This window comes from Streptomyces sp. NPDC093111, assembly GCF_040683955.1.
Taxonomy (GTDB): Bacteria; Actinomycetota; Actinomycetes; order Streptomycetales; family Streptomycetaceae; genus Streptomyces.
Genome location: NZ_JBFBNW010000007.1, coordinates 109,772 through 136,444, shown reverse-complemented (window position 1 = coordinate 136,444; position 26,673 = coordinate 109,772). Strand labels below are relative to the sequence as shown.

The following is a 26,673-nucleotide window of genomic DNA, read 5'->3' as shown; positions in this document are numbered from 1 at the left end:
TAGGGGGCAGGAGTGACAGCGGGAACGGTCGTTACCGGAAAGCGACCGGAACGTCTGTTTCCCGCTACACCCAGGTGTCGAGCCACATCCGGTTCCGCCAGCCCTGAATCGGGATCGCCTGCCCGGTGTACAAGGGCCAGAAATAGATGAAATTCCAGATGATGAGGAGAACGAGCACTCCCGCGGCCACTGCCCCGAAAGTGCGCCTTCTTTCCGAGGAACCCGCCGGTCCCACGATCGCCCCGATCATCATCGCCACCGCGAGGCACAGGAACGGGACGAACACCACCGCGTAGAAAAGGAAAATGGTGCGTTCCTGGTAGAGGAACCACGGCGCCCAGCCGGCCGCGATGCCGCAGGCGATCGCGCCCGCCCGCCAGTCGCGGCGGAACACCCAGCGCCACAGCACGTACAGGATCGCGAAGCAGGCCGCCCACCACAGCAGCGGCGTGCCGAGCGCCAGGACCTCCTGGGCGCACTTGTCGCTCGCGCTCGCCGGGCAGCCGGACTGGCCGGGGGCGGGGGACTCGTAGAAGTAGGAGACCGGGCGGCCGAGGACGATCCAGCTCCACGGGTTGGACTCGTAGGTGTGCGGCGAGTTCAGCCCGACGTGGAACTTGTAGACCTCGGTCTCGTAGTGCCACAGGCTGCGCAGCCAGTCCGGGAGCAGGCTCCAGGTGCCGCCGCCGTTCAGTTTGTCCTGCTCGGCGGCCCAGTTGCGGAAGTAGCCCTTGTCGGTGACGATCCAGCCGGTCCAGGAGAGCAGGTAGGTGCCGATCGCCACCGGGACGACGGAGACGAAGGCCGGCAGCAGGTCGCGCTTGAGGACCGCCGTGTACGGGCGGATCGCGCCGGCCGTGCGGCGGGCGCCGATGTCCCACAGGACGGTCATCAGGCCGAACGCGGCCATGATGTAGAGGCCGTTCCACTTGGTGCCGGCCGCCAGGCCGAGCATCACGCCGGCCGCGAGCCGCCACGGGCGCCAGCCGAGCCGCAGCTTCTCCGCGACCGAGGCGTCCGGCCGCAGCAGGCCCTGGTCGTCCTCGGGCAGGCCCGCCGCGAGCCGGGCCCGCGCCTTGTCCCGGTCGACGACCAGACAGCCGAAGGCCGCCAGCACGAAGAACATCAGGACCTGGTCGAGCAGCGCCGTGCGGCTCATCACGAAGTGCAGGCCGTCCACGGTGAGCAGCACGCCGGCCAGGCAGCCCAGGAACGTCGACCGGAACAGGCGCCGCCCGATCCGGCACAGCATCAGCACCGACAGGGTGCCGAGCAGCGCGACCATGAAGCGCCAGCCGAAGGGCTCGAAGCCGAACAGCTTCTCGCCGATGCCGATGATCCACTTGCCGACCGGCGGGTGCACGACGTACCCGGGGTCGGTCGGCACGAGGACCGCGCCGGGGTCGTTCAGGATCGTCTTGTCGATGTCCTTCGGCCACGCCCCCTCGTACCCCTGGTTGATCAGGGCCCAGGAGTCCTTGGCGTAGTACGTCTCGTCGAATATCACCGCGTGCGGCTTGCCCAGGTTCCAGAACCGCAGCACGCCCGCGACCAGCGCGACCAGCAGCGGTCCGCCCCAGGCGGCGGCGCGCACGATCCGGTCGGCGGCGGCCGGCCCGATGGTCAGCAGCGACCACAGGCGCTCCGAGGGGCGGGCGTACGGCGGCACGAGCCGGTCCCGCAGGCCGACGGAGAGGGCGCCCGTGGTGTCCGGCCGGTAGCCGAACTGCCGCAGCCGCCGCTGCCACGTAGAGGGCTCTGCCACGGTGGGTGCCACGGGGTGCTGACCCTCCAGGGCCTCGGGTGCGGTACTGGTCACCGCGCCATCGTAGGGAACGCGCCTGTGCGCGTCGCCTGTCCGGGCTGGGAGGATGACCCGTGTGACAGGAACGCTGGTACTCGCAGGGACCCCCATCGGCGACATCGCGGACGCACCGCCACGGCTCGCCACCGAACTGGAGAACGCGGACATCGTGGCCGCGGAGGACACCCGAAGGCTGCGCGGGCTGACCCGCGCGCTCGGCATCCACACCACGGGCCGGGTCGTGTCCTACTTCGAGGGCAACGAGTCCGCCCGGACGCCCGAGCTGGTCGAGGCGCTCGTCGGCGGGGCCCGGGTGCTGCTCGTCACGGACGCCGGGATGCCCTCGGTCTCCGACCCGGGCTACCGCCTCGTCGCGGCCGCCGTCGAGCAGGACATCAAGGTCACGGCCGTGCCGGGCCCGTCCGCCGTGCTCACCGCGCTCGCCCTTTCCGGGCTGCCCGTGGACCGCTTCTGCTTCGAGGGCTTCCTGCCGCGCAAGGCCGGCGAGCGGCTCGGACGGCTGCGCGAGGTCGCGGACGAGCGCCGGACCCTCGTGTACTTCGAGGCCCCGCACCGCCTCGACGACACGCTCGCCGCGATGGCCGAGGTCTTCGGCGCCGACCGCCGGGCCGCCGTCTGCCGCGAGCTGACCAAGACGTACGAGGAGGTCAAGCGCGGCCCGCTCGCCGAGCTCGCGGCCTGGGCGGCCGAGGGCGTGCGCGGCGAGATCACCGTCGTCGTCGAGGGCGCCCCCGAGGCCGCGCCCGCCGAACTGGACGCCGAGGAGCTGGTGCGCAGGGTGCGGGTGCGCGAGGAGGCGGGGGAGCGGCGCAAGGAGGCGATCGCGGCGGTCGCGGCCGAGGCGGGGCTTCCCAAGCGCGAGGTGTTCGATGCCGTGGTGGCGGCAAAGAACGCGGAGGCGACAGGCCCTGGAAACGGTAAAGGACTAATCTGAAAGGCAAAGCGGAACCCGGCGGCGGGCCCCTCCGAAGCCCCTCAGGGCAAGGAAACGCCAAAGAGCGTCCATGGTTTTTCCGCCACTGATGCGCTCCGGCCGGAAAAGGCGTCCACTGGACCAGTGGAGAGGAGCTGGAATGACTGAGATCACCGGCACCGGAACGCCCGTCGCACACGAGGCGTACGCCTTCGCCTGCATGAGATGCGGCTATGGCTGGGAGCAGGCGTACGAGATAGAGCACCACATCGACGCCAAGGGTCATGAATTCATCGTCTACAAGGCCGACGGAGAGCGGGTCCCGTCCCCGCTGTCCAGCCCGACCTGCATGAACTGCGGCGGTCACGTCGTGCGGATCATGCGCTCGGGTCAGGTGTCCTCGGTGCTCGACCTGATGGCCGCCGCCGAACGGCACGGCCACGGGGCGAAGTCGACCAAGCCGGTGTCCATCGCGGGACCGATCGGCCAGGAGCTCACGGAGGACACCCCGGCCGGTCCCGGGCAGGAGAAGCCCGCGCACCACTGGCACCTCTCCGACCTGCTGCATCCCTTCCGCTCCCGGCGCTAGCGGAGCGGTCGGGCGCGGCGCCGCGGTACGCCTTGGCGGGCGGACTCATGGCCCTCGTACGATCGGGCCATGAGTTCCAAGGACGCCCCGCCGCCGCTGCCCGAGCCCCTGCCGGTCCCGGTCGCGGACTCGCACACCCACCTCGACATGCAGTCCGGCACCGTCGAGGAGGCCCTGACGAAGGCCGCCGCCGTCGGCGTCACCACGGTCGTCCAGGTCGGCTGCGACCTGAAGGGCTCCCTGTGGGCCGCCGAGACGGCCGCCCGGTACGACAACGTGTACGCGGCCGTCGCCCTGCACCCCAACGAGGCGCCCCGGATCGTCCTCGGCGATCCTGGGGGCACCTCCCAGCCCCCTGGGGCTGGGGGAGGATGGTCCCGCCAGGGCGCCCGCACCCCCGGCGGGGACGCGGCCCTCGACGAGGCCCTCGCCGAGATCGACCGGCTGGCCGCCCTGCCGTACGTACGGGCCGTCGGCGAGACCGGCCTGGACTACTTCCGCACCGGCCCCGAGGGCGTGGCCGCGCAGGAGCGTTCCTTCCGCGCCCACATCGAGATCGCCAAGCGCCGGAACAAGGCCCTCGTCATCCACGACCGGGAGGCCCACGCCGACGTCCTGCGGGTCCTCGACGAGGAGGGCGCCCCCGAGCGGACCGTCTTCCACTGCTACTCCGGCGACGCCGAGATGGCCGAGATCTGCGCCGCCAAGGGCTACTACATGTCCTTCGCCGGCAACGTCACCTTCAAGAACGCGCAGCCGCTGCGCGACGCCCTCGCCGTCGCCCCGCTGGAGCTCGTCCTGGTCGAGACGGACGCCCCCTTCCTCACCCCCGCGCCCTACCGGGGCCGCCCCAACGCCCCGTACCTGATCCCGGTCACCGTCCGGGCCATGGCGGCGGTGCGCGGCATCGGCGAGGAGGAGCTGGCCGGGGCGATCGCCGTGAACACGGCCGCCGCCTTCGATTACTGATCCATAACGGTTACGTAAGGTAGCCGGGTCGTTCGGGAGAGTGAGCGCGCGCGGGACTAGGGTCCCGGCCTCGTGAGCACCCCCCAGTCCGGCCACCGCGCCGGCGCCCGTCGGGCCGCCCGGCGGCGCAAGGCGTCCCCCGTCACCGGCGAGGGGCTGCGGCGGATCGTCCCGCAGGCCCTCGTCGTCGCGTTCCTCGCCGGCGGCACCACCGCCTTCGTCGCCCAGGACAAGGCCGTCCGGCTCTCCGTCGACGGCGTCCCGCGCACCCTGCACACCTTCGCCGACGACGTCGACGAGCTGCTCGCCGACGAGGGCCTGGCCGTCGGGGACCACGACATCGTCGCCCCCGCCCCCGGCGCCGCCCTCGCCAGCGGCGACGAGATCGTCGTCCGGTACGGGCGGCCCGTCGCCCTCACCCTCGACGGGCAGCGCCGCCAGGTGTGGACCACCGCGCGGACCGTCGACGGGGCCCTGCGGCAGCTGGGCGTCCGGGCCGAGGGCGCCTACCTGTCCACCTCCCGCTCGGCACCCATCTCCCGGCAGGGCCTCGCCCTCGACGTGCGCACCGAGCGGACCGTCACCTTCCTCGCCGACGGCCGGGAACGGACCGTGCGCACCAACGCGGCCACCGTCGAGGAGGCCGTCGAGGAGGCCGGGATCACCCTCGCGGGCCAGGACACCACCTCCGTGCCGCCCGGCTCCTTCCCGCGCGACGGGCAGACCGTCACCGTGCTGCGGATCACCGGCAGCCAGGAGGTCCGCGAGGAGCCCGTCCCGTACGCCGTCGAGCGGGTCCGCGACCCCGAGCTGTTCGCCGGGACCGAGCTCGTCGAACGGCAGGGCGTCCCCGGCGTCCGCCGCGTCACGTACAGCCTGCGCACCGTCAACGGCGTCCGGCAGCGGCCCCGCCGCACCGGCGAGGAGACCGTCCGCGAGCCCGTCGCCCAGAAGGTCCGGATCGGCACCCGCGCGCTGCCCACCTCCGTCGCCGGGGCCGACGGCCTGAACTGGGGCGCGCTCGCCGCCTGCGAGTCCGGCGGGCGCCCCGGCGCCGTCGACCCCTCCGGCACCTACGGCGGGCTCTACCAGTTCGACCCCGGCACCTGGCGCTCGCTCGGCGGCAGCGGCGTCGCCCAGAACGCCCCCGCCGAGGAGCAGACGTTCCGGGCGAAGAAGCTGTACGTGACCCGGGGGGCGACTCCGTGGCCCCACTGCGGCCGTAGGCTGTACCGGTGAGCACCACCACCGGACCCGACAGTCCCGACGCCCTCCTCGGCCCCGCAGACATCCGCGAGCTGGCCGCCGCCCTCGGCGTGCGCCCGACCAAGCAGAAGGGCCAGAACTTCGTCATCGACGCGAACACGGTCCGGCGGATCGTCCGCACGGCCGAGGTGCGCCCCGACGACGTGGTCGTGGAGGTGGGGCCCGGTCTTGGCTCCCTCACCCTGGCCCTCCTGGAGGCCGCGGACCGGGTGACCGCCGTCGAGATCGACGACGTCCTCGCCGCCGCCCTGCCGTCCACCATCGCCGCCCGCATGCCGCGGAAGCAGGACCGCTTCGCGCTGGTCCACTCCGACGCCATGCAGGTCCAGGAGCTGCCGGGCCCGCCGCCCACCGCGCTCGTCGCCAACCTGCCGTACAACGTCGCCGTCCCGGTGCTGCTGCACATGCTGGACCGCTTCCCGACCATCGAGCGGACCCTCGTCATGGTCCAGGCCGAGGTCGCCGACCGGCTCGCCGCCAAGCCGGGCAACAAGGTGTACGGCGTGCCGTCGGTCAAGGCCAACTGGTACGCGGAGGTCAAGCGGGCCGGCTCCATCGGCCGCAACGTCTTCTGGCCCGCGCCCAACGTCGACTCGGGCCTGGTCTCGCTGGTGCGGCGCACCGAGCCGGTGGACACCACCGCCTCCAAGCGGGAGGTCTTCGCGGTCGTCGACGCGGCCTTCGCCCAGCGCCGCAAGACCCTGCGCGCCGCCCTCGCGACCTGGGCGGGCTCGCCCGCGGCGGCCGAGGCGGCCCTGGTGGCGGCCGGCATCTCGCCGCAGGCGCGCGGCGAGGCCCTGACGGTCGAGGAGTTCGCCCGGATCGCGGAGGCCAAGGCGTGAGCGGCGCCGTCACCGTACGGGTCCCCGCCAAGGTCAACGTGCAGCTCGCGGTCGGCGGCGCCCGGCCCGACGGCTTCCACGACCTGGCCAACGTCTTCCTCGCCGTCTCCCTGTACGACGAGGTGACCGTCTCCCCGGCGGCGGAGCTCACGGTCACCTGCGAGGGCCCCGACGCCGACAAGGTGCCGCTCGACCGCACCAACCTGGCGGCCCGCGCGGCCGAACTCCTCGCCGCCCGGCACGGCATCGCCCCCGACGTGCACCTGCACATCGCCAAGGACATCCCCGTCGCGGGCGGCATGGCCGGCGGCAGCGCCGACGGCGCGGGCGCCCTGCTGGCCTGCGACGCCCTGTGGGGCCTGGACACCCCGCGCGAGGTCCTCCTGGAGATCTGCGCCGAGCTGGGCAGCGACGTGCCGTTCAGCCTGGTCGGCGGGGCCGCCCTCGGCGTCGGCCGGGGCGAGCGGCTGACCGCGCTGCCGGTCGGCGGCGCCTTCCACTGGGTCTTCGCCGTCGCCGACGGCGGGCTCTCCACCCCGGCCGTCTACGGCGAGTTCGACCGCCTCAACGAGGGCGTGGAGGTGCCCGAGCCGGTCGCCTCCCCGGCCCTTCTCGACGCCCTGCGCACCGGCGACACCACCGCCCTCGCCGGGACCCTGGCCAACGGCCTGCAGGCCGCCGCCCTGTCGCTGCGGCCCTCGCTGGCCGCGACGCTGGAGGCCGGCACGGCGGCCGGGGCACTGGCCGCGCTGGTCTCGGGCTCGGGCCCGACGACCGCGTTCCTGGTGAAGGACGCCGAGTCCGCCGAGACGGTCGCGGCGGCCCTCACCGCCTCCGGCACCTGCCGCGCGGCCCGCGTGGCGACGTCCCCGGCACCGGGCGCGACCGTCCTCGGCTAGGCCGTCAGCCCGGCAGGATCCGGAAGAAACGGCCTAGCGCGTCAGCAGGTCGATCACGCCCGTCAGGTCCTCCTCGCCGCCGCCCGTCTCCAGGCGGCGGCGCATCAGGGCGAAGTAGGGGCTGAGCAGTTCCGGGCTGACGCCCTGCTGCTCGGCCGTGCTCAGGAAGGTCGGGGTGCCCGCCACCTGCATGGCCAGGTTCGAGACGACCCCCTGGGTGTAGTCGCCGCTGCGCAGCTGCCGCGCGGTCAGATGGACGCCCGGCGCCATGGCGACGAGCCAGTCGGCGAGCAGCGGGGCGAGCGAGGCCGGGTCGATGTCCTCCTTGCGGATCAGGGCGAAGGCGTGCGCGGCCCCGGCGAACATCCCGTACATGGCGCTGAGCAGGGCCACGTCGTGCAGGGCCGCGAATCCCGGATCCTCCCCCACGTAGGTGGTGCCCGCCGGGACGGCCAGGTTCTCCCGGTGCCGCGTGAACAGCTCCCGCGCGCCGCTGTAGAAGACGTAGCCGCCGGCCTCCGGGACGCCGATCATCGGCGGTACGGCCATGATCCCGCCGTCCAGGTAGCGGGCGCCGCGCTCCGTGGCCCAGCGGGCGCGGGCCCGGGCCTGCTCGGGTGTGGTCGTGGTCAGGTTGACCAGGTCGCGACCGGCCAGGTCGAGGCCGTCGAGGGCCTCGCCGACCGAGGCGTCGTCGAGCAGACAGACCACGACCAGGGGGCCGGCCGCGACCGCCGCGGCGGCGCCGTCCGCGACCCGGGCGCCTTCGGCGGCGAGGGCGGCGGCGCGGGCCGGGGTGCGGTTCCAGACGGTGAGCGGGTGGCCCGCGGCGAGCCAGGCGCGGGCGAGGGCGGTGCCCATCGCGCCGAGTCCGAGCAGCGTGACGGGCGCCTTTCCGTCGGTGTCGCGCTGCGGGTCGTTCGGGTTCCGTGTGTTCTCTCGCATGACGATCAGCCTGGTCACAGGCGTGTGGATGCTCAAGTACGCACTTGGGAGTGGGTGGTTACCCTGAGGTGAGCGAGCAGGTCGGAGGGGTGGGGCATGACGACGACGAACCGGCCGGGGACACCCGACGGGCATGTCTGCGGGATCGACACCGCGATGGAGATCATCGGCGGCAAGTGGAAGGTGCTGATCCTCTGGGCGCTCCACGAGCGCCCGCACCGGCGCTTCGGCGAGCTGCGCCGGCTGCTCCCGGGGATCACCGAGAAGGTGCTCGCCTCCCACCTGCGCGAGATGGAGGCGGACGGGGTCGTGCGCCGTGTCTCGTACGAGGAGGTGCCGCCCCGCGTCGAGTACTCGCTGACCGAGGACGGCACCCGTCTCAACAGCGCGCTGGAGCCGCTGGCGGCCTGGGGCCGCGCGCGGACGCCCGCGCCCCCGGCCTAGGTCGTGTCCGGAAAGTCCCGCCTGGCTCCGGGCAGACGGCGCTACTTTCCGGACACGACCTAGTCCTTGTTCTTGGAGATCCGGGCGAGCAGCAGGTTCGGGTCCGGGTCCTGCGGGACGTAGAAGGCCGCGCTGTTCACGTAGACGGTCTTGGCGCGCACGGCCACCGAGGTCGGGTTCTGCAGGCCGTCCTTCGCGGTGAGGACCGTCTTGTGGGTGCCGTCCGGGCGGACCAGGGCGAGCTCGTGCACCGTGTTGAGGGCGGCGAGGACCGTGTCGCCGTGCCCGGTGAAGGCGAAGTCGTCGACGGTCGTGAGCCCGGTCGCCCGGGTCTCGACGGGGCCGGCGGTCCGGTCGGGGCCGTGGCCGAAGGGGATCCGCAGCAGGGTGCCGTGGGCCGTGTTGGAGACCCAGACGGCGCCGTCGTGCAGCTTGAGACCGTTGGCGCCGAAGGGGAGCTGCGGGGTGCCTTCGAGCGCCGCCCCGGTGGCCCAGGCGGTGGGCTCGCCGCCGTCCACGGGGACGCGCCACACGGTGCCGAGGGTCGAGTCGGCGGTGTAGAGGGTGCCGCAGTCCTCGTCGAGGGCGAGGCCGTTGGGGAAGCCGTCGACGGGCAGCTGGGCGATCTGCTCGGGGGCGCTGCCGTCCGGGGCGAGGCGCCAGACGCCGGTCTCGGGCGTCCCGGTGACGTAGTTGACGTACAGGGTGCCGTCCTCGGCGCGGGCGATGCCGGAGACGATCGCGGCGCCGACGTTCGGGGTCTGCGGGTCCGCCACGGTGGGCAGGGTGGCGAGGATCCGGGTGTCGCCGTGCCGGTCGACGCGGGCGACCTGGTGGGCGAAGGCGAGGGTGAGGTCGGCGGAGCCGTCGGGTTCGAGGGCGATGTTCTCCGGGGTCTGCCCGGCGGCGAAGTCGAAGTGCGCGAGGACGTGCGGGTCGGTCACGGTCGGGTCGCCGGCGCAGGCGGCGGGTCCCGCGGCGAGCACGGTGAGGGCGGAGGCCGCGGCGACGGCGGCGGCCAGGCGGGCCAGGCGGGGGAGGCGGGGGAGGTGCACCATGGTTCTCTCCTCGGTGGGATGCGGCCCGGACACGGGCACGTGACGGTCCGGAACCCCCATGAACATGACGGACCGCCCGCCCGCCTCACCGGCAGCCGGGGCCGCGGAGTCGCCCGCGCGGCCGAGGACAGCCCTCCGTTCGTCCTCACGCGCGGGCCGAGAGGCGTCCCTCAGCGGCTGTCGTCCACCCGTCCCGGGCCCGGCGCGTCGCAGCCGTGGGCCCGCGCCGAGCGGGCGGCGAACCGCTGGAGCGCGGCCCGCAGCCCCGGGTGGTCCAGGGCCTGCTCGCCGGCGCCGTCGGCCTGACCGGGCGTGCCGACCGTGTACGCGGCGCGCTTCGCCCCGCCGGGGCACGCGGCCCACAGGACGGGGCCGCCGTCGGCGTCCCCGACCTTCGCGGCGTCCGTACGGCCCTCCAGGCGCTCCTCGGCGGACCAGTCCAGGCCCGCCCCGTACGCGGCGGTGAACTCGTACAGCGGCGCGCCCCGCAGCCCGCCCAGCACGCAGCCCTCGACGGGCTTCGGGCCCGGTGCGGTCTCCACGGCCGTACGGACGCCCCAGCGGCCGGCCGTCGCCGCGTCCACGATCCCGGCGCAGCTCCCTGACACCGCCGTGATCGGCTCCTGGTCCCAGGCGGTCACCGAGACCCCGACCGCCGTCACCGGCCGGCCCTCGACGGCCTCGCAGCCGGTCTGCCGGGCGTACGCCGTCGCCGTCCCGGTCAGCACGGCGGCGAGCCGGGCCCGCTCCTCGGGCCGGCCGAAGTCCCGGCGGTCGGTCCGCGCCCGCACCTCGGCGGTGAGCCCGCCGCCCCGCTTCCCGCGGCAGTCGAGCAGCAGGGTGGCGGTGGCGTCGCCCTGGTCGGCGTTCTCCCGGTCGGGGTCGAAGGCGAAGCCGCCGGTCCAGCCGTGTCCGAGCGGCGCGTCGGCGCGGGACGCGTCGATCTCGAACATCCGGTCGCGCGCCCCGCTCACCGTCACCCGCAGGTCGATCCGGCCGTCCGCCTCCTCGTCGGCCCCGGTCACCCGGCACTGCCACCAGGAGCCGGCCCGGTCGTGCCGGATGTCCGCGGTGAGCTCCGCCCCGTCCACCAGCGCCCGCACCGGCGCCGCCGCCAGCGTCCCGTCGCACGCCGAGTCCAGGGCCCGGTCGTGCCGCCAGGCGTCCCAGCCGCCCGAGACCCAGAACAGGGCTCCGGAGACGAGGGCCGCACCGGCGGCGAGGCCGGCCACCGGCTTCGGCCACCGGCGGCGCCGGGTCGTCGCCGGCGTCTCCGGTGTGCCCTGCGTCTCCGGTGTGTCCGGTGCCGTGTCCGTGCTCACTTCGCCACCGTCCCCAGCGTCTTCGTGTCGCGGCAGTGCGCCGCCTCCAGGTAGCGGCCGAGCAGCGCCTCGGCCCGTTCCGCGAGGCCGTCCGGCTCCGCGGCCGTCACGCTCACCCGGTGCAGCGCCGGGCCGTCGGCGCAGCGGGCCTCGGCCCAGGCGGCGACCGTGTGGGTCCGCCGGTCCGTGCGGGGCGCGGTGCCACGGCCCGCGACGGCGAGCTCGTGCGCGTACTCGGTGCGCACCTCGGGCAGCAGTTCGCCCCACCAGCTCGCGGAGGTCACCCCGAGGCCCTCCCGCCCCTTCAGGCCGCCGGTGACGCAGGCGCGGGCGCCGGTGTGGGTGGCGCCCCGGTCGGGCTGCCCGGCCGGCCGCCAGCCGGCGCCGAGGTCCGCGGTCCGGAACCAGCGGCAGGCCGCACGGGTGTTCCGCTCGTCCGCGTCGGAGTCCGTGCCGGAGTCCGTCGCCGACCGCGGGGCCGGCTTCACGTCGGCCGGGCGTACGGGGGAGCCGCCGCAGTGGTGGGCGGTGCGGAGGTCGTCCGCGACGGCGGCGACCGCCTCGGCCAGCCGGGTGCGCCAGCCGGGCGGTACGGCGTCGCCCAGGGTGGACAGGTTCCCGTGCACGCGGAACGCCGTCACCGGCCGGGCGTACCCGGGCAGCCCGCGCGGGCAGGCGACCGTGGCCGTGCCGTCGGCCCACCGGTGCTCCCCGACCCAGCGGGGTGCGCGCGCGTAGGGGTCGCCGGCGACGTGTTCGACCCGTACGCCCTTCAGGGGCGTCTCCAGGACGGGGGTCGCCGTCACGTCGAGCCGTATGTCGTCCCCGCCGTCGGCGTCCTGGTAGACCCCCACGCCGCACGACAGCAGCCCGCGCGGTCCCGGGCCGCTCCGCTCGTCCCACCGCTCGTCCTCGGGGAGCAGGCCGCGCACCGCGTCCCGGGGCAGCACCCCGCCGCAGGCACGGGCCAGGACGTCCGCGTTGTGGCCCGCCCGGCGCTCGGCCCGCACCAGCACGAAGCCGGTGATCAGCGCCGCCGCCAGCAGGACCAGCGTGGCCTGTGGCAGCCACCGGTGCCGCCGGAACCGTGCCCATGCCGAGTCGTCCATCCCAGGCCCCCGCCCCTGTACGCGATCGCGAACGAATCACCGCACGCTATCCCACCCGCCCCGCCCGTCTACCCTGGACGTCGATCGATCCCCTGGTACAGGAGTGAAATGGCCGTCAACCTGGTCAATGTCGAGTCCGTCAGCAAGGTGTACGGCACACGTGCACTGCTCGACGGGGTCTCGCTCGGCGTCTCCGAAGGGGACCGGATCGGAGTCGTCGGGCGCAACGGTGACGGGAAGACCACCCTGATCCGGATGCTCGCGAAGCTGGAGGAGGCCGACACCGGCCGCGTCACGCACAGCGGCGGGCTGCGGCTCGGGGTGCTCACGCAGCACGACTCGCTCGACCCGAAGGCGACCATCCGCCACGAGGTCATCGGTGTCATGGCGGACCACGAGTGGGCCGGCAGCGCCAAGATCCGGGACGTGCTCACCGGGCTGTTCGGCGGCCTCGACCTGGCCGGCTTCGAGCACGGGCTCGACACCGTGATCGGCCCGCTCTCCGGTGGCGAGCGGCGGCGCATCGCGCTCGCCAAGCTGCTCATCGAGGACCAGGACCTGCTCGTCCTCGACGAGCCCACCAACCACCTCGACGTCGAGGGCATCGCCTGGCTCGCCGGGCACCTGCGCGAGCGGCGCTCCGCGCTCGTCTGCGTGACCCACGACCGCTGGTTCCTCGACCAGGTCTGCACCCGCATGTGGGACGTGCAGCGCGGTGACGTCTACGAGTACGAGGGCGGCTACTCCGACTACGTCTTCGCCCGCGCCGAGCGCGAGCGGATCGCCGCCACGGAGGAGGTCAAGCGGCAGAACCTGGTCCGCAAGGAGCTCGCCTGGCTGCGCCGCGGCGCCCCCGCCCGTACCTCCAAGCCGCGCTTCCGGATCGAGGCGGCCAACGCGCTCATCGCGGACGTGCCGGAGCCGCGCGACGCCTCCGAGCTGATGAAGTTCGCCAACGCCCGGCTCGGCAAGACCGTCTTCGACCTGGAGGACGTGACCGTCACCGCCGGTCCCAAGACGCTCCTCCAGCACCTCACCTGGCAGCTCGGCCCCGGCGACCGCATCGGCCTGGTCGGCGTCAACGGCGCCGGCAAGACCTCGCTGCTGCGCGCCCTCGCCGAGGCGTCCCGCACCGGCGGCGAGGCGCAGCCGCCCGCCGGGCGGATCACGGTCGGCAAGACCGTGCGGCTCGCCTACCTCTCGCAGGACGTCACCGAACTCCCCGCCTCCCTGCGGGTCCTGGAGGCCGTGCAGCAGATCCGCGACCGGGTCGACCTCGGCAAGGGCCGGGAGATGACCGCCGGGCAGCTCTGCGAGCAGTTCGGCTTCGGCAAGGACAAGCAGTGGACGCCGGTCGGCGACCTGTCCGGTGGCGAGCGGCGCCGGCTCCAGCTGCTGCGGCTGCTGATGGACGAGCCCAACGTGCTCTTCCTCGACGAGCCGACCAACGACCTGGACATCGAGACCCTGACCCAGCTGGAGGACCTCCTCGACGGCTGGCCGGGCTCCATGGTGGTCATCTCCCACGACCGGTTCTTCCTGGAGCGCACCACCGACCGGACCTTCGCGCTGCTGGGCGACCGGGCGCTGCGGATGCTGCCGCGCGGCATCGACGAGTACCTGGAGCGCCGCCGGAAGATGATCGAGGCCGCCGTCCCGGCCGCCCCCGCCCCGGCCGCCGCGCCGAAGCAGGGCGTGTCGGCGGCCGACGCGCGCGCCGCGAAGAAGGAGCTTCAGAAGGTCGAGCGGCAGCTCGACAAGCTCTCCGACAAGGAGGCCAAGCTGCACGCCCAGATCGCGGACAACGCCACGGACTTCGAGAAGGTGGCGAAGCTGGACGCCGAGCTCCGTGAACTCGCAGGTGAGCGCGAGGAGCTGGAAATGCGCTGGCTGGAACTGGCCGAAGACGCGTAGAGATGTCGTAGAGGACGAGTAACGACGTCATCACGGGCCGGTCCGTCCTTGGGAACAAGGGGCGGACCGGTCACTTTTGCGCCATCCGGTGAGTGGTAGAAAGAAAACCCGCTCACAAAAGGGGGAAGCGCTGATGACCCAGCCGCCCAGCAACCAGCCGCCGGGGGGCTTCGGCGCTCCGGACCCGAACGTCCCGCCGGTGCCGCCGATGCCTCCGCAGACACCGCCGGTCCCGCCGCAGGCTCCGCAGGCCCCGGCCCCGCAGACGCCGCCGCCGGGCCCGTACGGGTACCCGCAGCAGGCTCCGCAGACGCCGCCGCCCGGGCAGCCGGGCCCGTACGCCCAGCAGCCCGGCCCGTACGCCCAGCAGCCCGGCCCCTACGGCCAGCAGCCGGGTCCGTACGGTCAGCAGCCCAACCCGTACGGCGGTTACCCGACCGGCCCGATGCAGCCGGCTCCGCCCGGGGGCGGCGGCAAGAACCCGTTCAAGGGCAAGCCCGGCGTCATCGTCGCCGCGGCCGCCGCCGCGCTGCTCGTCATCGGCGGCGTCAGCTGGTTCGCGCTGAGCGGTGACGACGAGAAGGACCCCGTCGCCCAGCCGAGCAACTCCGCCACCACCGCCCCGAAGCCGACGGACTCCGTCGACGAGGGCGACGGCAGCGGCGACGGCGAGAACGGCGACGAGAGCCTGAACGCCGGCCGCAAGGACGGCGAGGCAAAGATCAACTGGCTGCTCAAGAACAACGTCGACCTGCCGCGCAACGGCGCCGACGTCTACGGCCCGTGGATCGTCGGCGACACCGTCGTCAAGGCCATGTACAAGGGCATCGACGGCTACAGCCTGGCCGACGGCTCCGCCAAATGGCACCTCGACGTGCCCTTCGAGCTGTGCGCCGCGCCGCCGGAGCCCAACGCCGACGGCGTCATGGTCTTCGCGTACAACGACAGCGCGGGCGACCGCGCCAAGTGCACGCAGATGCAGCAGGTCGACCTCAAGACCGGCAAGGCGGGCTGGAAGAAGGCCGTCCCGAAGGCCACCGGCCTCTTCGCCTTCTCCGACAACACCCTCACCATCAGCGGCAACACGGTGACCGCGGCCGGCTCCAGCTCCGCGTACGGCTTCTCGCTGGCCGACGGCAGGCAGCTGTTCTCCTCGCCGACCAGCGGCTGCAAGCCCTTCGCGTACGCGGGCGGCAGCAAGCTGATCGCCGCCTCCAAGTGCCCCTCCGGCGACGTGAACAAGCAGTCGCAGGCGGTCAGCGAGGTCGACCCGAACACCGGCAAGCCCAAGTGGACCTTCAAGCTCCAGGCCGACTGGGAGGTGGACCGGGTCTACTCGGTCGACCCGCTGGTCATCTCCGCCACCCAGCGCGAGCAGAAGAAGTGGGCGATCTTCTCGCTCAAGGCCAACGGCACCGAGCGCTCGCAGATCCAGGGCGGCAAGGACAAGTTCGCCCCCCGCTGCGGCGGCTCGTTCGTCGTCTTCGGCAAGAACCTCCAGGGCTGCACCGGGGTCGCCGCCGACGCGAACTCCTTCTACATGTCCACGGAGACCGCGTACGGCACGCCCAACGAGGTCATCGCCTTCGACCTGAACACCGGCAAGCCCAAGTGGCGTTCCAAGGCGCCCGGCGAGCAGCAGATGAAGCCGCTCCGCATGGAGGGCTCCGACGTGCTGCTCTACATCGAGCCCCGCTACGACACGGGCGGCGCGGTCGCGACCCTCGCCCCGACGGGCGGCGCGCCGAAGGTGCTGCTCCAGCACCAGGCGGCGGTCTCCACGGTCGAGAGCTCCTTCTACAGCGCCGGCTACGCCTACGGGAACGGCAGCTTCGTGATCGCCGCCGGCCGGGTCTCCGCCTCCAACGACAAGGAGGAGAAGGAGGCCAAGACGATGATGGCGTACGGCAAGTGACGCCCCGCCCGTCCCGTCCCCTTCTCCACTCCGAGGTACCCACGCCATGACGCAGCCACCGCCACCGCCGAACCAGCCCCCGGGCGGCTTCGGCGCGCCGCAGGATCCCCCGCCGGGCGGGTTCGGCGCACCGCAGGACCCGCCGCCGGGCGGCTTCGGCGCACCGACGCCCCCGCCGCAGCAGCCGTACGGCTACCCGCAGCAGCCGGGGCAGCCGACGCCGCCGCCCGCGCAGCCGCCGTACGGCTACCCGCCGCAGCAGCCGCCGACGCAGCCGCAGCAGGCCCCGTACGGCTACCCGCAGCAGCAGCCGGGCCAGCCGCAGCAGCCGCCGTACGGCTACCCGACCCAGCCGCAGTACCCCCAGTACCAGCAGACGCCCCCGCCGGGTTCCGGCGGCGGCAAGAAGCTGTCGACGCAGATGCAGATCCTCATCGCGGCGGCCGTCGCCGTCGTGCTGATCATCGGCGGCGGCGTCTGGTACGCGACCTCCGGCGGCGGTGCCGACGACAAGGACGCCAAGGGCACCTCCGGCTCCACCTCCGACGGCGGCTCGGACACCGGCTCCGGCGGCGGTACGGGCGGCGGCGGCAAGGAGAAGGCCCCGGCGAACACCGCGGCGAAGCTGACCGTCCAGCTGCCGCAGCCCAAGGTCGAGGACGTCACCGACGTCGCCGGCTCCTGGATCACCGACAAGGCGTTCGTGAAGACCGGGGTCAACTCGGTCGTCGCGTACGACCTCGACAAGGGCACCGTGCTGTGGACGCTGCCGCTGACCGGCCAGGTCTGCGGAACCTCCTCGCACGTCACCGCGGACGGGAAGACCCCGATCCTGTTCGAGGCGACCAAGCGGCTGCCCCCGAAGAACTACCAGCCGTGCACCGAGGTCGGCCTGGTCGACCTGAACGCCGGCAAGCTGGTCTGGTCGACCTCCGTCACCGGCGGCTCCGCGGGTGACAGCAAGGCCAAGTTCAGCGAGGTCACGCTCAGCGGCGCGACCGTCGCGGCCGGCGGCACCGACGGCGGCGCGGCCTTCGACGTCGCCAACGGCAACCCGCGCTGGAAGCCGCAGGCCAACTCCGACAACTGCTACGACATGGGGTACGGCGGCGGCGAGGGACTGGTCGCGGCCCGCAAGTGCGGTCCGTACGGCAACCAGTACGTGCTGATCCAGAACCTCAACCCGGCCACCGGCGCCCCGATCTCGCAGTTCAAGATGCCCACGGGCGTCGACTACGCCTCGGTCGTCTCGACCAAGCCGCTGGTGGTGGCCGCCGACGTCGGCGACAGCGCGACGGACGGCTCCGGCATCTCGGACTTCTTCTCCATCGACGAGAAGACCGGCAAGCTGAAGGCGAAGATCACCGCGGACTCCGAGCGCTACGCGGCCCGCTGCCGCTCCACCGAGGTGGAGAACTGCAGCAAGGTCGTGGTCGGCAACGGGCGGCTCTACCTGCCCACCGAGAAGCACGAGGGCAGCACCGGGGAGTACGGCGACGAGACCAACGAGATCGTCGCGTTCGACCTGGTCAGCGGCAAGCCGGTGCCCGAGAAGGCCGACGCGGGCGACCGCTACACGCTGGTGCCGCTGCGGATGGACGGCGGCGACATCGTGGCGTACAAGCTTCCCCCCTACGACAAGGGCGGGAAGATCGTCTCCATCGACGGCGGCTCCATGAAGGAGACCACGCTCCTGGAGAACCCGGTGGAGAAGGGCATCAACAGCCCCGAGCGGTCCTTCTCCTCGGACTACGCGGAGATCGACTACGCGGACGGGCGCCTCTTCCTGTCCGAAGTCATGATCGACAAGCCGCGCTCCGCCTCCTCCACCAAGGAGTACCTGGTGGTGGGGTACAGCACGCACTGACGTTCCGTCACCGGACAGGCCCGGCGCACCGATTCACATCGGTGCGCCGGGCTGTTTGCATAGGGGCCTGCTTGGCGAAGAATTCGACAGTCCGGGGGGATCGGGGAGAGATGGGGGCCACATCGATGGGCGTTCGGCTCGTGGTGGTCGACGACCACCGCCTGCACGCGGAGGCGCTGGCCTCGGCGCTGAAGCTGCGCGGGCACCGGGTGCTGGCGTCGGCGGCGCCGGTGGCGGGCGCGGCGGAGCTGGTGGTGAGCCGCGCGCCGGAGGTCTGTCTGCTGGGCACCTCGGCGCCGGCCGAACCGGGCGCCTTCGACCCGGTGGTACGGATCAAGCGGGAGCGCCCGCAGGTGGCCGTGGTGGTGCTCGGGCCGGTGCCCTCGCCGCGCGGCATCGCGGCGGCCTTCGCGGCCGGGGCCTCGGGCTATGTCCGGCACGACGAGCGGATCGAGGGCGTCGAGCGGGCGTTGTCGAAGGCCCGCGCCGGGGAGGTGGCGATCGCGCCGCAGCTGCTCCAGGGCGCCTTCGCGGAGCTGCTCAACCCGGCGGCGCAGCCGGACGACGAGGGGCTGCGGCTGCTGCGGCTGCTCACCCCGCGCGAGGCGGAGGTGCTGGTGCGGGTGGCGGAGGGGGAGGACACCCGGGACATCGCGGCGGGGATGGCGATCGCCCCGAGCACGGCGCGGACGCATGTGCAGCGGGTGCTGATGAAGCTGGGCGTGGGCTCGCGCCTGGAGGCGGCGGCGCTGGCGGCGCGGACGGGGCTGCTCGACCGGGTGCCGGTACAGCGCCGGTAACCCTTCCCGCGTCTTCGGTCATCTGTCTCCCGTCCCCCGTCCTCCGTCCTCCGTGTGGGTGGCCTGGCGTGGACGAGTGTTGACCTTCGATGTTTGATTGTGGTTTTTTATGGGTGGTTCTGTTTGATGGAGGCTGTGGAGGCCGCCCGCCGTGAAGAAGACCGCCCTGATGAAGCCCGCCGTGCGCAAGACCGTCACCCGTCTCTCCGACGGGCGGGAGCTCCTCTACTTCGACTCCGGGTCCGGGGACGCGTCCGGCGCCGCCCGCGACGCCGTCGACCGCCGGGCGCTCGCCCCCGTCGTCTCCGTCTCCGAGGTCCGCCACGATCCGCTCCTCGGCGAGGACGTGGCCATCGCCTCGCACCGGCAGGGCCGGATCTACCACCCGCCCGCCGACACCTGCCCGCTCTGCCCCTCCACCGAGGAGTGGCAGAGCGAGATCCCGGCCGCCGCGTACGAGGTGGCGGTGTTCGAGAACCGCTTCCCCTCCCTCTCCGGCGCCCACGGCCGCTGCGAGGTCGTCTGCTTCACCTCGGACCACCGGGCCTCCTTCGCCGACCTCACCGAGGAGCGGGCCGCGGTCGTCCTCGCCGCCTGGACCGACCGCACCGCCGAGCTCTCCGCCCGCCCCGGCGTCCGGCAGGTGTACTGCTTCGAGAACCGGGGCGCCGAGATCGGCGTCACCCTGGCCCACCCGCACGGCCAGATCTACGCGCTCTCCTACACCGCGCCCCGCACGGCCACCATGCTCCGCAACGCCGTCGCGCACCGCGCCGCCACCGGCCGCAACCTCTTCGAGGACGTCCTGGAGCGGGAGCGGGCCGGCGAGCGGGTCGTGCTGGCCGGGGAGCACTGGACCGCGTTCGTGCCGTACGCCGCCCGCTGGCCGTACGAGGTGCACCTCTACCCGAACCGGCGGGCCGGCGACCTCACGGAGCTCGACGAGGACGCCCGCGCGGAGTTCCCCCGGCTCTACCTGGAACTCCTGCGGCGCTTCGACCGGATCTTCGGTACGGACGAGCCGCCGACGCCCTACATCGCCGCCTGGCACCAGGCGCCGGTCACCGGCGCCGGCCGCCAGGAGTTCGCGCTGCACCTGGAGCTTTTCACCGTCCGCCGGGCCTCTGGCAAGCTGAAGTACCTCGCGGGCACCGAGTCCGGCATGGGCGCGTTCATGAACGACGTGTCGCCGGAGTCCGCGGCCGACAGACTCCGAGAGGTGGCAAGCAGTTGAGCAAGGCAGGCACGTCGAAATACCTGGTGACCGGTGGGGCCGGCTACGTGGGCAGCACGGTCGCGGCCCACCTCCTTGAGGCGGGACACCAGGTCACCGTCCTCGACGACCTCTCCACGGGCTTCCGCGAGGGCGTCCCGGCCGGGGCGGAGTTCATCGAGGGGCGCATCCAGGACGCCGCCCGGTGGCTCGACCCCAGCTACGACGGCGTGCTGCACTTCGCCGCCTTCTCCCAGGTCGGCGAGTCCGTCGCCAAGCCCGAGAAGTACTGGGACAACAACGTCGGCGGCACCATGGCGCTGATCGCCGCCATGCGCGAGGCCGGCGTGCGCCGCCTGGTGTTCTCCTCGACCGCCGCCACGTACGGCGAGCCCGAGACGGTGCCGATCACCGAGGCCGCGCCGACCGCGCCGACCAACCCGTACGGCGCGACCAAGCTGGCCGTCGACCACATGATCACCGGCGAGTGCGCCGCGCACGGCCTCGCCGCCGTCTCGCTGCGCTACTTCAACGTGGCCGGCGCCTACAAGGAGTGCGGCGAGCGGCACGACCCCGAGTCGCACCTCATCCCGCTGGTCCTCCAGGTAGCCCTCGGGCAGCGCGCCGCGATCAACGTCTACGGCGACGACTACCCGACGCCCGACGGCACCTGCGTCCGCGACTACATCCACGTCGCCGACCTCGCCGAGGCGCACCTGCTGGCCCTGGACGCGATGACCGCGGGCGAGCACCTGATCTGCAACCTCGGCAACGGCAACGGCTTCTCCGTGCGGGAGGTCGTCGAGACCGTCCGCAAGGTCACCGGCCACCCGGTGCCCGAGGTCATGGCCGAGCGCCGCGCCGGGGACCCGGCCGTGCTCGTCGCCTCGGCCGACACGGCGCGCGAGCGCCTCGGCTGGAACCCGTCCCGCCCGGATCTGGCGGCCATCGTGGAGGACGCCTGGGCGTTCACCCGGAAGAAGGAGCAGGGACAGGCATGAGCACGGTCGCGGCGGAGTTCGGCGCGCTGTACGGAGCGGCTCCCGACGGGGTCTGGGCCGCTCCCGGGCGGGTCAACCTGATCGGCGAGTACACGGACTTCAACGAGGGGTTCGTCCTCCCGCTGGCTCTGCCGCACACGGCCGTGGCGGCCGTCTCCCGCCGCGACGACGGCGTGCTGCGGCTGCACTCCGCCGATGTGGCGGGCGGGGTCGTGCAGCTCGACGTCGCCGACCTGGAGCCGCTGTCCCGGAACTCCGCGTACGGCTGGGCCGCGTACCCCGCGGGGGTGGTCTGGGCGCTGCGGGCGGCGGGGCACCCGGTGACCGGCGCGGACGTGCATCTCGCGTCGACGGTGCCGACCGGCGCCGGGCTCTCCTCCTCCGCCGCCCTGGAGGTCGTCACCGCCCTCGCCCTGAACGACCTGTTCGGGCTCGGGCTCTCCCGCCCCGAACTCGCGGTGCTCGCCCAGCGGGCGGAGAACGACTTCGTCGGCGTGCCGTGCGGGGTGATGGACCAGATGGCCTCCGCGTGCGCCACCGAGGGCCACGCCCTCCACCTGGACACCCGGGACCTGTCGTACCGGCAGGTGCCGTTCGACCTCGCCGCCCGGGGGCTGTGCCTGCTGGTCGTCGACACCCGGGTCAAGCACGCCCTCGGGGACGGCGCGTACGCGGAGCGGCGCGCCGGGTGCGAAGCGGGTGCGCGGGCGCTCGGGGTGCGTGCGCTGCGTGACGTATCGGCCGCGCAACTGTCCGATTCTCTCGCTCGTTTGGACGACGAAACGGTTCGCCGCTATGTCCGGCACGTCGTCAGCGACGACGACCGGGTCGAGCGGGTGATCGCCCTCCTCGACGCCGGCGACCCCCACGCGGTGGGCGCCCTCCTCACCGAGGGCCACGCCTCGCTCCGCGACGACCTGCGGGTCTCCTGCGCCGAACTGGACCTCGCCGTCGAGGCGGCGAACGCGGCGGGCGCGCTGGGCGCCCGGATGACCGGCGGCGGCTTCGGCGGCTCGGCGGTCGTCCTGGTGGCGACGGAGCGGGCGGACGCGGTCGCCGCCGCGGTCGGCAAGGCCTTCGCGGAGGCCGGGTTCGCCGACCCGGGCGTCTTCCCCGCGGTCCCCTCGGCGGGCGCCCGACGGGTGCTCTGACGGCCGGCCCGACGGCCCCGACTTCCCACAGGTACGCACAGTTCCGCGAATCGGCCTCCACCGACGCGCCGCACCCTTACCCTGGTGCGCAGCGCCGGTGGGGGCCGGTGCTGATCAGGGGTATCGAGACCCGCCGGGTACGGCGCCCGGGGCGGGGTAACTGTCTTGGCACGGCGGCGGCCGTGCGATCGGCGGACCCGCCCCCGGCGTCGTGCCCGCGCCGGGCCGTTCCTCGACACTTGGGGGTGTCCGTGGCCCGTATCCGGGTTCTGGTGGTGGACGACCACCGCATCTTCGCCGAGTCGCTCGCAGCCGCCCTCGCGGCGGAGCCCGACGTCGACGTCATCGCCGCGGGCAGCGGCCCGGCCGCGCTGCGCTGCCTGGACCGCGGCGCGGGGGAGGGGCGCCGCTTCGACGTGATGCTGGTCGACGCCGACCTGGGCGGCGGCGACGGGATCGCGCTGGTCGCGGGCGTCCGCGAGGGGCGGCCCGGGCTGCGCAGCGTGGTCCTCGCCGAGAAGGACGACGCCCAGCGCGCGGCGCTCGCGCTCCAGGCCGGTGCCTGGGGGTGGGTGGCCAAGGACTGTTCGCTGCAACGGCTGCTCGCCGTGGTGCGCGGGGTGCTGCGGGACGAGACGCATCTGCCGCCCGCGCTGCTCACGGGTGTGCTGCGGGAGCTGACGGAGGCCCGCAAGCACCGTACGGAGAGCGAGCGGCTGGTGGAGTCGCTGACTCCGCGCGAGCGGGAGGTGCTGCGCTGCATGGTGGCCGGTCTCGGCCGCAAGGCGGTCGCGGAGCGCCTGTTCCTGTCGCCGCACACCGTCCGGACCCATATGCAGAACGTGCTGGGCAAGCTGGGCGTGCACTCGACGCTGGCCGCCGTGGCGCTGGCCCGCCGGGCCGGGGTGGGTCCGGCCGAGGACCCGGCGGCGGAGCTAGCCCGGGATGTTGTCGAACGGGGCGGTCAGCTGGCGTAGCAGGGCCGCCAGTTCGCCGCGCTCGGTGCGCGAGAGGCGGGCCAGGATGGCCCGCTCCTGGGCGAGGAGCCCGGCGAGCGCCTGGTCGGCGCGGTCACGGCCCTCGGGGGTCAGCCGGACCAGGACGCCGCGCCGGTCGCTGGGGTCGGGCAGCCGCTCGACCAGGCCCTTCTTGGTGAGCCGGTCGATGCGGTTGGTCATGGTGCCCGAGGTGACCAGGGTCTGGGTGAGCAGCTGGCCGGGGGAGAGCTGGTAGGGCGCGCCGGCCCGGCGGAGCGAGGTCAGGACGTCGAACTCCCAGGGCTCCAGCTGGTGCTCGGAGAAGGCGAGTCGACGGGCGCGGTCGAGGTGCCGGGCCAGGCGTGAGACACGGCTGAGCACCTCGAGCGGTTCCACGTCGAGGTCCGGGCGCTCTCGGCGCCATGCAGCGACCAGTCGGTCGACCTCGTCCTCCATGACGATCAGTGTAGAGGGTCTGTTGACATAAAGTCTCTTGGTATTAAGTCTCTCTATTTCAAGTATCTTGATCACAAGAATCTTGACGTGGAGATATAGTCTCCTTGACTATGGGGAAGGGACCGGGCCGGAACTCCGTTCCGCTTCGGCATCTCGTTCCAGCAAGGGGGCTTCGATCATGCATTCCGTGGAATCCGCCGCACCGACATGGGACCCGCAGCAGTACCTGCGTCACGCGGGGCACCGCACCCGCCCGTTCCTCGACCTGCTCGCCCGAATACCGCAGCTGCCCGGCTCCGACGCCGGGCCGGCCCGCATCGCCGACGTCGGCTGCGGCCCCGGCAACGTCACCGTGCTCCTCGCCGACCGCTGGCCCGACGCGCACATCACCGGCCTCGACCTCTCCCCCGAGATGCTGGAGCGGGCCGAGAAGGACTGGGCGGGCACCACCTCGGGCGGCGGCTGGATCGACTTCCGGGCGGCCGACGCGGCCCACTGGACGCCGGAGGAGCCGTACGACCTGATCGTGTCCAACGCCGCCCTGCAATGGGTGCCGAACCACCCCGAGTCCTTCGCCCCCTGGATCGCCGGCCTGCGCCCCGGCGGCGTCTTCGCCTTCCAGGTCCCCGGGAACTTCAACGCGCCCAGCCACGCCCTGCTCGGCGAGCTCTGCGAGACGCCCGAGTGGCGGGAACGGGTCGGCGACCAGGGCCGGCGCTTCGTCCACATCCTCGAACCGGCCGACTACCTCCGCCGGCTCGCCGACCTCGGCTGCGAGACGGACGTCTGGGAGACCACCTACTACCAGCTGCTCACCGGCGAGGACCCCGTCCTCGACTGGGTGAAGGGCACCGCCCTGCGCCCCGTGCTCACCGCCCTCAGGGACGACCACGCCGCCACCGAGGCCTTCCTCGACCAGTACCGCGAGCGGCTCCGCGAGGCCTACCCGCCGGGCCCGCACGGCACCGCGTTCCCGTTCCGGAGGATCTTCGTCCTGGCAAGGAAGGCCGTCTGATGTTAATCGCCGTCGATCACGTCCAGCTCGCCGCTCCGGCCGGCAGCGAGGACCTCCTGCGAGCCTTCTACGGGGACGTCCTCGGCATGACCGAGATCCCCAAGCCACCCGCGCTCGCCGCCCGCGGCGGCTGCTGGTTCGCCGCCGCCGGCGGCGCCGTCCAGCTCCACCTCGGCGTGGAGGCCGACTTCCGGCCGGCCCGCAAGGCCCACCCGGGACTACGGGTGACCGGGATCCTCGACTACGCGGCCCGGCTGGAGAGACACGGGGCCGAGCTCCGCTGGGACGACGGCCTGCCCGGCCACCGCCGCTTCCACACCGACGACCCGGTCGGCAACCGGCTGGAGTTCCTGGAGCCCGTCGACTGACACGGGGACGGGGGCGCCGCACCCGCGTGCGACACCCCCGTCCCCGGCCCCGGGCTCTCCGCCCCGGCCGTCAGCTCTTGCGGTGCCCTATCAACCGCGGCTTCTGCTCCAGGCCGTCCAGCCCGTGCCAGGCCAGGTTCACCAGGTGCGCCGCGACCTCCGCCTTCTTCGGCTTGCGCACGTCCAGCCACCACTGCCCGGTCAGGGCCACGCTGCCCACCAGGGCCTGCGCGTACAGCGGGGCCAGCTTCGGATCGAAGCCGCGGGTCTTGAACTCCAGACCCAGGATGTCCTCCACCTGCGTGGCGATGTCGCTGATCAGCGACGCGAAGGTGCCCGTCGACTGCGCCACCGGCGAGTCCCGGACCAGGATCCGGAAGCCGTCCGTATAGCGCTCGATGTAGTCCAGCAGGGCGAACGCGGCCTGCTCCAGGAGCTCGCGCGGATGACCGGCGGTCAGCGCACCCGTCACCATGTCCAGGAGCTGGCGCATCTCCCGGTCCACCACGACCGCGTACAGGCCCTCCTTGCCGCCGAAGTGCTCGTACACCACCGGCTTGGACACCCCGGCCTTCGCCGCGATCTCCTCCACCGACGTGCCCTCGAAGCCCTTCTCCGCGAACAGCGTGCGACCGATGTCGAGGAGCTGCTCCCGGCGCTCCGCGCCCGTCATCCTCACCCGGCGGCCGCGCCGGGGCTTCGGTTCGCTCGTACCGCCTGTCATGCCTGTACCGCCGTCGTTCGCCACGTCTTCCATCATGCCGCGTCGACGGACGTGCCCTGGCGCCGGGCTTCGATGCGGGACGCGGCCGGCCAGCGCACGTCGGAGGCCCAGCCGAGCTGCTCGAACCAGCGGATCAGCCGCGCGCTGGAGTCGACCTGCCCCCTCAGCACGCCGTGCCGGGCCGAGGTCGGGTCCGCGTGGTGCAGGTTGTGCCAGGACTCCCCGCAGGACAGCACCGCGAGCCACCACACGTTGCCCGAGCGGTCCCGCGACTTGAAGGGACGCTTGCCCACCGCGTGGCAGATCGAGTTGATCGACCAGGTGACGTGGTGCAGCAGCGCCACCCGGACCAGGGAGCCCCAGAAGAACGCCGTGAACGCGCCCCACCACGACATCGTCACCAGACCGCCGACCACCGGCGGGATCGCCAGCGACACCACGGTCCACAGCACGAACTGGCGGGAGATCCGGCGGATCGCCGGGTCCTTGATCAGATCGGGCGCGTACGTGTGCTGCGGCGTCTGCTCCTCGTCGAACATCCAGCCGATGTGCGCCCACCACAGCCCCTTCATCAGGGCCGGCAGCGTCTCCCCGAACCGCCACGGCGAATGCGGGTCGCCCTCCGCGTCGGAGAACCTGTGGTGCTTGCGGTGGTCCGCCACCCAGCGCACCAGCGGCCCCTCGACCGCCAGCGAGCCCATGACCGCCAGCGCGATCCGCAGCGGGCGCTTCGCCTTGAACGAACCGTGCGTGAAGTAGCGGTGGAAACCGATCGTGATGCCGTGACAGCCGATGTAGTACATCGCCGTCATGAGCCCCAGATCGAGCCAGCTCACCCCCCAGCCCCAGGCCAGCGGCACCGCCGCGACCAGGGCCAGGAACGGCACCGTGATGAACAGCAGCAGGGTGATCTGCTCGATCGAACGCTTGCTGTCACCACCCAGCGTGGCGGACGGCGGATCGGGGGCGGTCCCGCGTGCCTCGGCGGCGGATTCCGAGGTCACCTCGGGGCTGATGGTCATACGTGTCCCCTGGGGGGTGAGGGTGAGGGCGCGTGCGAAAAGAAGCCGAGGCTACGGTCCCGTAACCTA

25 protein-coding genes are annotated in these 26,673 nt (G+C 73.1%); 17 read left to right on the top strand and 8 right to left on the bottom strand.

All coding sequences use genetic code 11. The features are described 5' to 3' along the window. Positions 1-64: 64 nt before the first annotated feature. On the bottom strand, positions 65-1,819 hold the full coding sequence (locus AB0Q96_RS13895) for a phospholipid carrier-dependent glycosyltransferase (RefSeq protein ID WP_365324981.1): 1,755 nt from the start codon (positions 1,817-1,819) through the stop codon (positions 65-67). 52 nt (positions 1,820-1,871) lie between these two features. On the opposite strand from AB0Q96_RS13895, the gene rsmI reads away from it, so the two are divergent. From rsmI to AB0Q96_RS13865, 6 genes are all read left to right on the top strand, one after another. Then, positions 1,872-2,759, top strand: a complete 888-nt coding sequence (gene rsmI / locus AB0Q96_RS13890; RefSeq protein ID WP_365324979.1) for a 16S rRNA (cytidine(1402)-2'-O)-methyltransferase — start codon at positions 1,872-1,874, stop codon at positions 2,757-2,759. A 139-nt stretch (positions 2,760-2,898) separates the two neighbouring features. Then, complete coding sequence (locus AB0Q96_RS13885; protein WP_365324977.1) at positions 2,899-3,327, top strand: hypothetical protein; 429 nt, start codon at positions 2,899-2,901, stop codon at positions 3,325-3,327. A 69-nt stretch (positions 3,328-3,396) separates the two neighbouring features. Continuing rightward, entirely contained in the window at positions 3,397-4,296 is a 900-nt protein-coding gene (locus AB0Q96_RS13880; protein WP_365324975.1) for a TatD family hydrolase, read from the top strand. A 72-nt stretch (positions 4,297-4,368) separates the two neighbouring features. After that, on the top strand, positions 4,369-5,535 hold the full coding sequence (locus AB0Q96_RS13875; protein ID WP_365324973.1) for a ubiquitin-like domain-containing protein: 1,167 nt from the start codon (positions 4,369-4,371) through the stop codon (positions 5,533-5,535). Continuing rightward, positions 5,532-6,404, top strand: coding sequence for a 16S rRNA (adenine(1518)-N(6)/adenine(1519)-N(6))-dimethyltransferase RsmA (rsmA, locus tag AB0Q96_RS13870; protein WP_365324970.1), 873 nt, complete (start codon positions 5,532-5,534; stop codon positions 6,402-6,404). Before AB0Q96_RS13875 ends, rsmA begins: the two co-directional genes overlap by 4 nt. Next, positions 6,401-7,303 (top strand): 4-(cytidine 5'-diphospho)-2-C-methyl-D-erythritol kinase, encoded by a 903-nt coding sequence (locus tag AB0Q96_RS13865; protein ID WP_365324968.1) that lies wholly within the window; start codon positions 6,401-6,403, stop codon positions 7,301-7,303. Before rsmA ends, AB0Q96_RS13865 begins: the two co-directional genes overlap by 4 nt. A gap of 33 nt (positions 7,304-7,336) precedes the next feature. On the opposite strand, the gene AB0Q96_RS13860 is transcribed toward AB0Q96_RS13865, so the two are convergent. Beyond that, entirely contained in the window at positions 7,337-8,248 is a 912-nt protein-coding gene (locus tag AB0Q96_RS13860; RefSeq protein WP_365324966.1) for an NAD(P)-binding domain-containing protein, read from the bottom strand. Between the two features lie 96 nt (positions 8,249-8,344). Between AB0Q96_RS13860 and AB0Q96_RS13855 the strand changes: the two genes are divergently transcribed. Next, the gene (locus AB0Q96_RS13855) at positions 8,345-8,692 is read left to right on the top strand and encodes a helix-turn-helix domain-containing protein (protein ID WP_365324964.1); all 348 of its coding nucleotides are present in this window, start codon (positions 8,345-8,347) and stop codon (positions 8,690-8,692) included. Between the two features lie 59 nt (positions 8,693-8,751). On the opposite strand, the gene AB0Q96_RS13850 is transcribed toward AB0Q96_RS13855, so the two are convergent. The 3 genes from AB0Q96_RS13850 to AB0Q96_RS13840 form a co-directional block, all read right to left on the bottom strand. Further along, the gene (locus AB0Q96_RS13850; protein WP_365324962.1) at positions 8,752-9,750 is read right to left on the bottom strand and encodes an SMP-30/gluconolactonase/LRE family protein; all 999 of its coding nucleotides are present in this window, start codon (positions 9,748-9,750) and stop codon (positions 8,752-8,754) included. Positions 9,751-9,920: 170 nt separating this feature from the next. Continuing rightward, the gene (locus AB0Q96_RS13845; protein WP_365324960.1) at positions 9,921-11,072 is read right to left on the bottom strand and encodes a hypothetical protein; all 1,152 of its coding nucleotides are present in this window, start codon (positions 11,070-11,072) and stop codon (positions 9,921-9,923) included. Continuing rightward, entirely contained in the window at positions 11,069-12,181 is a 1,113-nt protein-coding gene (locus tag AB0Q96_RS13840) for a hypothetical protein (protein WP_365324958.1), read from the bottom strand. The genes AB0Q96_RS13845 and AB0Q96_RS13840 overlap by 4 nt, the downstream gene beginning before the upstream one ends. A 108-nt stretch (positions 12,182-12,289) precedes the next feature. On the opposite strand from AB0Q96_RS13840, the gene AB0Q96_RS13835 reads away from it, so the two are divergent. The 8 genes from AB0Q96_RS13835 (at position 12,290) to AB0Q96_RS13800 (ending at position 23,019) form a co-directional block, all read left to right on the top strand. Beyond that, positions 12,290-14,095: an ABC-F family ATP-binding cassette domain-containing protein gene (locus AB0Q96_RS13835; RefSeq protein WP_365324956.1), complete on the top strand. Its 1,806-nt coding sequence runs from the start codon at positions 12,290-12,292 to the stop codon at positions 14,093-14,095. 133 nt (positions 14,096-14,228) lie between these two features. Next, the gene (locus tag AB0Q96_RS13830) at positions 14,229-16,010 is read left to right on the top strand and encodes a PQQ-binding-like beta-propeller repeat protein (RefSeq protein WP_365324954.1); all 1,782 of its coding nucleotides are present in this window, start codon (positions 14,229-14,231) and stop codon (positions 16,008-16,010) included. A gap of 46 nt (positions 16,011-16,056) precedes the next feature. Further along, positions 16,057-17,877 (top strand): PQQ-binding-like beta-propeller repeat protein, encoded by a 1,821-nt coding sequence (locus AB0Q96_RS13825; RefSeq protein WP_365324952.1) that lies wholly within the window; start codon positions 16,057-16,059, stop codon positions 17,875-17,877. A 125-nt stretch (positions 17,878-18,002) separates the two neighbouring features. Beyond that, entirely contained in the window at positions 18,003-18,677 is a 675-nt protein-coding gene (locus AB0Q96_RS13820; protein WP_365324950.1) for a response regulator transcription factor, read from the top strand. Between the two features lie 181 nt (positions 18,678-18,858). Beyond that, a complete protein-coding gene (galT, locus tag AB0Q96_RS13815; protein WP_365325415.1) occupies positions 18,859-19,911 on the top strand; it encodes a galactose-1-phosphate uridylyltransferase in 1,053 nt (350 codons plus the stop codon). Beyond that, a complete protein-coding gene (gene galE / locus AB0Q96_RS13810) occupies positions 19,908-20,891 on the top strand; it encodes a UDP-glucose 4-epimerase GalE (protein WP_365324948.1) in 984 nt (327 codons plus the stop codon). The genes galT and galE overlap by 4 nt, the downstream gene beginning before the upstream one ends. Further along, positions 20,888-22,042, top strand: coding sequence for a galactokinase (gene galK, locus AB0Q96_RS13805; RefSeq protein WP_365324946.1), 1,155 nt, complete (start codon positions 20,888-20,890; stop codon positions 22,040-22,042). The genes galE and galK overlap by 4 nt, the downstream gene beginning before the upstream one ends. Before the next feature lie 251 nt (positions 22,043-22,293). Then, positions 22,294-23,019 (top strand): response regulator transcription factor, encoded by a 726-nt coding sequence (locus AB0Q96_RS13800; protein ID WP_365324944.1) that lies wholly within the window; start codon positions 22,294-22,296, stop codon positions 23,017-23,019. Here AB0Q96_RS13800 and AB0Q96_RS13795 read toward each other — a convergent pair. Further along, a complete protein-coding gene (locus AB0Q96_RS13795) occupies positions 22,978-23,475 on the bottom strand; it encodes a MarR family transcriptional regulator (RefSeq protein WP_046906954.1) in 498 nt (165 codons plus the stop codon). The two genes, AB0Q96_RS13800 and AB0Q96_RS13795, sit on opposite strands and share 42 nt — an antisense overlap. A gap of 178 nt (positions 23,476-23,653) precedes the next feature. Here AB0Q96_RS13795 and AB0Q96_RS13790 point away from each other — a divergent pair, with 178 nt between their 5' ends. Then, complete coding sequence (locus AB0Q96_RS13790) at positions 23,654-24,490, top strand: trans-aconitate 2-methyltransferase (protein WP_365324942.1); 837 nt, start codon at positions 23,654-23,656, stop codon at positions 24,488-24,490. Then, positions 24,490-24,858 (top strand): VOC family protein, encoded by a 369-nt coding sequence (locus AB0Q96_RS13785; protein WP_365324940.1) that lies wholly within the window; start codon positions 24,490-24,492, stop codon positions 24,856-24,858. Before AB0Q96_RS13790 ends, AB0Q96_RS13785 begins: the two co-directional genes overlap by 1 nt. Positions 24,859-24,928: 70 nt before the next feature. Here the strand turns inward: AB0Q96_RS13785 and AB0Q96_RS13780 are convergent, their stop codons facing one another. Then, complete coding sequence (locus AB0Q96_RS13780) at positions 24,929-25,618, bottom strand: TetR/AcrR family transcriptional regulator (protein WP_365324938.1); 690 nt, start codon at positions 25,616-25,618, stop codon at positions 24,929-24,931. After that, complete coding sequence (locus tag AB0Q96_RS13775) at positions 25,615-26,604, bottom strand: fatty acid desaturase (RefSeq protein WP_365324936.1); 990 nt, start codon at positions 26,602-26,604, stop codon at positions 25,615-25,617. Before AB0Q96_RS13775 ends, AB0Q96_RS13780 begins: the two co-directional genes overlap by 4 nt. Between the last annotated feature and the right edge of the window lie 69 nt (positions 26,605-26,673).